At 67.0% G+C, this 3,729-nt stretch carries 5 protein-coding genes; 1 reads left to right on the top strand and 4 read right to left on the bottom strand.

Translation table 11 applies throughout. The features are described 5' to 3' along the window. Positions 1-319: 319 nt before the first annotated feature. Positions 320-823 carry an Hsp20 family protein gene (locus E2C06_RS35815; protein WP_133293298.1) on the bottom strand — a complete coding sequence of 168 codons (504 nt, stop codon included), beginning with the start codon at positions 821-823 and terminating at the stop codon, positions 320-322. Between the two features lie 239 nt (positions 824-1,062). Further along, entirely contained in the window at positions 1,063-1,197 is a 135-nt protein-coding gene (locus tag E2C06_RS40550; RefSeq protein WP_277751920.1) for a hypothetical protein, read from the bottom strand. Between the two features lie 117 nt (positions 1,198-1,314). Between E2C06_RS40550 and E2C06_RS35810 the strand changes: the two genes are divergently transcribed. Then, the gene (locus tag E2C06_RS35810; RefSeq protein WP_133293297.1) at positions 1,315-1,563 is read left to right on the top strand and encodes a hypothetical protein; all 249 of its coding nucleotides are present in this window, start codon (positions 1,315-1,317) and stop codon (positions 1,561-1,563) included. Positions 1,564-1,620: 57 nt separating this feature from the next. Here the strand turns inward: E2C06_RS35810 and E2C06_RS35805 are convergent, their stop codons facing one another. Together E2C06_RS35805 and E2C06_RS35800 are read right to left on the bottom strand one after the other, a co-directional pair. Then, positions 1,621-1,917, bottom strand: coding sequence for a hypothetical protein (locus tag E2C06_RS35805; RefSeq protein ID WP_133293296.1), 297 nt, complete (start codon positions 1,915-1,917; stop codon positions 1,621-1,623). Between the two features lie 217 nt (positions 1,918-2,134). Continuing rightward, positions 2,135-2,545, bottom strand: a complete 411-nt coding sequence (locus E2C06_RS35800) for a hypothetical protein (protein ID WP_133293295.1) — start codon at positions 2,543-2,545, stop codon at positions 2,135-2,137. Positions 2,546-3,729 lie beyond the last annotated feature (1,184 nt).

Genomic DNA, 3,729 nt, shown 5'->3' with positions numbered 1-3,729 from the left:
GACGTTCCTCTTGCGCCGCCGCCGGCAGCTTGCGCATGTCCACATGCTTCATGCCCCCAACCTGGACGGATCCTACTCGCCTTCAAGACCGCCCAGGCCGGATCAATAATCGCCATCCGGAGGCGCATTGGCGCCATCTGGTCAGCCTGCCGGGTGTGGCGTTCCTCGGACGTAAGCTTCGGCTTGGCAGGTGGCAGGCTCATGCCGGCAGAGTGGCCGCGATTTGGTCATCGTCATCCTGCGTAAGGCTGGGGCAGCCCCGCCGCTCGGCAGCGGCGGGGCAATGTCTGCTGCGGCTCGAGCCAGTCGATCGCGGGGCTTACGCGACCTGCGCCTGGCCTTCGACCTGGCGCTGCGGCTGCGGGCCGCGGAGCACGTTGCCCCCGGCACTGCCGACCTCGATCCGGCGCGGCCGCATCGCCTCGGGTATCTCGCGCTTGAGCTCAATCGTGAGCAGGCCGTCGGCGAGATCGGCGCTCGCCACCTTCACATGGTCAGCCAGCTCGAAGCGGCGCTCGAAGGAGCGGCCGGCAATACCGCGATGGAGCACTTGGCGTTGCTGCTCACCATTTGCCTCGGTGCGGCTCCGCCGCTCGCCAGTGACGATCAGCATATTCTGCTGGGCCACCACGTTCAGGTCGTCTGGTTTGAAGCCGGCCACCGCGAGCGTGACGCGGTAGCTGTCTTCGCCGGTCCGCTCGATGTCATAGGGCGGATAGTTCTCGTCCACTCCGCCGTGCGCCGCGTGCTGCAGCAGGTCGAACATCCGGTCGAAGCCAACGGTCGAGCGGAACAGCGGGCTGAAGTCGTACTCGGTCCTCATCTCCACATCCTCCTTGCGAAGCAACATGGACACGGGCGGCGCCGGATCTCCGGCAGCTCCCACCGAACCCCATCCGGGCGTCCGGCGGCCATGATTCAGGGATTGCTGAGGCGTCGTTCAAGGTCCTCGCGACGGCTTAATTGCAGCGGCGCGGCTATCCGCTGGTGGCGTCCACCCAAGCAGCCTTGGCGTGGTCGCGGCTGGTGGCCGGCGTCACCCCGGTCCGCCGCGCTGACCGTTCACCGTGTGACGGCCCACACCGCAGGGTCACCGCCCGGCGCGCTGGCGCTGATGCGGAGACCAGCCGGGATGACGTCGAGCCGGAATTGCCAGCCCTGCAACTCGCCGGTGACGAACCAGCCGCTGGGCGTCATCTTCCAGCGTCGACCAGCAATCCAGGCTTCAAGGTCACCGCCTGATATGTGTCACACGCCACAGTGATCCGGACACGGCTGGGGGACACTGCCCCAGGCGCAGAGAGACCCACCGCGATGGCCATGACCCACTTCACCCTGATCGGTCGCCCCGCTCAGATCTTCCGCACCGTGCGCCGGTTCGATACTGCGAGCCTCATTCCAAGCGTCACTGGCACCACCCTGGACGGCTGCCGCCAGACCACTGCGCGCATCGCAGACGTGGTCCCGGTCGCGCCCCACCATGCCAGCATCGCCCTACGCGAACTCGCTGCATCGGCAAGCATAGAGGCCGCCCTGGCCAATATCGCGCCACGCCGCGTCTGACTGCTCGGCAGCGACCGGGGTAGGGCTGTCCCCACAAGATGCCGGGGTCGGTCTCGGTCATGGCGCCAGCAGGATCACTGTGGCGATCATCGCCCATGCCAGCAGGCGCAGCGTCCACATGACGGTGCTGTTTAGGCCCCCCAAGAAGCTGATGCAGACCAGCATCAGCGCCCCCGCGCCCAGGGCCAGCATATGTGGTGCGTCCAGCGTCACGACCGTCCTCGCCAGGTCAGGAAGGCTCACCAGGCCCGAGCCGGTGGTCCGCCGCAAGCCATGCGACACGGCCTCGGCCTTGCCGACCAGGCTGTCGGTGCCGGCGGAATCGTCACGGCCGCCCTGGCCGGTTTCTGACAACCTCCGGTGTCGGTGTCATGCTCGCCTCCGGTGCCGATGATCACTTCACGCGATACCGGACCGTGCTGGCGAGCGCGGCCAGTCGTCGCCAAGGAGGCGTTGTAGCAAGCGGCTGACGATGGCGGCCTCTTCAGCCGGTCGCAGGCGCGGCGGCATTCTCTCCAGCGTGAGTGAGCACTGGCGAGGGCGCGGGCAACAACCCGCTATTCAGCATCGGTCAGAACAAGGCCCTGCTGGTCCGGGCGCTGCGGCGGTCCTGGTCCAGCCCCTCATGGACCCGCAAGCAAACGCCGCATATCGCCAGCGGCAACGTGGTGCCCCACTGCCCATGGTGCGGCTGCGGCAACTTCCCATCTGTCCCGCTGCGCCGGCAGGCCGCATAGACCGCGCCGCCGGCATAGGTGGCGGGCAGCAATTCGAAGCCGGCAGGTAGCAGGCTCTGGGCAGCGTCCTCGGCCACCGTGTACGCCAGCACCGGCCCGCTGCGATTGAGCGCCTGGTAGATGGCCTGATCGGCCGCAGCATTGCCCGCCTGAACGCGGCCTAGCCGGTCAGCGATGCGGATTAGACGGTCGAAGGTCATCTGATCCACCCGCACCGGCGGCCGCCGTGCCTCGTCCTCGCTCATGCTGGGCCTTTCTATTCCGCCGCATGTAGCTAGGCAGCCGGCCGGCATCGGCCCAGAGGTCGACCAGCGGCGTACTTCTCATTCTCGATTAAGGATGGAGACGGGGTGTTAGAGATCGCAGCGACAAGCAGCAGAGCGAGGAAGAAGACGATCAACTCGGGCTTCACGGCCGACCCCGCCGGAATGCGAAGGCCCGGAGGGCGCGCTGCAGCGGGCCGCCCTCGGTCAGCGCTGCCAACTCCGCTCGGGTTAGGTCAACCTCCGCCTCTGCGGCCCGCCATGAAGCTTCCAGTGTCTGTCTCGCCGCGCGCTCTGCTGCTGCTTGGGCTGCCTCGCGCGCCAAGGCATCCCGGAGCGCCGCGGTTCGCCCTCGGCTCGGGCCGCCCGCTCGCGTAATTCGACCAGCGCCGGGTTGACGTGCGTCGGGGTAACGTCACCCCGGATCTCGCCCCCGTAGTCGTCCGCGGCATTCATCGGACGTCTCCCGCATCATCTGAGGTGGCACGCTATCGTTTAGGACGGCATTCCGGGAAGGGTGAGTGGCGATGGCGGCGGCTGTTCAGGGGGCAGGCTCATACGAACTAATTGCCGCGGCATTGACGGTCGTCACCTCGACTTCCTCTGCCACTGCCATCGAATAAGGCGGCTCCCTCTAACACGCGGGAAGCGCGGAGAACGCGTGTTAGCCAGAGCTTGCCCAGCCTCCCTGTGCCACCTCGCGCCCGGTGCTTCTGGCGCGCGTTTCTCGGATTAGGGCAGCGCTCTCTCACCTCCGATAATCGGGCCGAAAAGCGCGTGTTAGACGTCGTCAGTGGTGATTGCGCCTCGCATTGCAGTGCATGTTGAGGTCGAGAGGTCTACGGCATCCTTTCCGAGCGGGGCGGGCTAGACCTCACCTTCCTAGCGGCAGTCGCCCGGCTGCCACTCCCGCACCCCATCCGCTTAGTCGGCGAGCCCGGCCCGCGTCTCCGGTCGCAGCTCCTCGCGCTTCCGTACCGTGAGCCCTGCCGGAGCTCAAAAGCCAAAGCCGCACGACATCACCCCCCAGACGCTCTCCCTTAGCTCCAGCTCGCCTTTTTTTCTAGGCTGGCAAAGCTGGCTGGCAGGCTTTCTGCTCCAGCTCGGCGAGGTAGGCCTTGGGGTCGCGCCGAAAGCGGGTGCGTAGGATTCGTGCCTGATGCCGT

Origin of the sequence: Dankookia rubra (genome assembly GCF_004355005.1) — a bacterium.
GTDB classification, from domain to species: domain Bacteria; phylum Pseudomonadota; class Alphaproteobacteria; order Acetobacterales; family Acetobacteraceae; genus Paracraurococcus; species Paracraurococcus ruber_A.
The sequence above is the reverse complement of the archived record's forward strand: the minus strand, read 5'-3'. Positions and strand labels throughout refer to the sequence as shown.

What these genes read in the sequence shown, in the direction of transcription:
- E2C06_RS35810 (WP_133293297.1), top strand. Translation starts at nt 1,315, where the DNA reads ATGGCCATGACCCACTTCACCCTGATCGGTCGCCCCGCTCAGATCTTC.
- E2C06_RS35800 (WP_133293295.1), bottom strand. Translation starts at nt 2,545, where the DNA reads ATGAGCGAGGACGAGGCACGGCGGCCGCCGGTGCGGGTGGATCAGATG.
- E2C06_RS40550 (WP_277751920.1), bottom strand. Translation starts at nt 1,197, where the DNA reads ATGACGCCCAGCGGCTGGTTCGTCACCGGCGAGTTGCAGGGCTGGCAA.
- E2C06_RS35815 (WP_133293298.1), bottom strand. Translation starts at nt 823, where the DNA reads ATGAGGACCGAGTACGACTTCAGCCCGCTGTTCCGCTCGACCGTTGGC.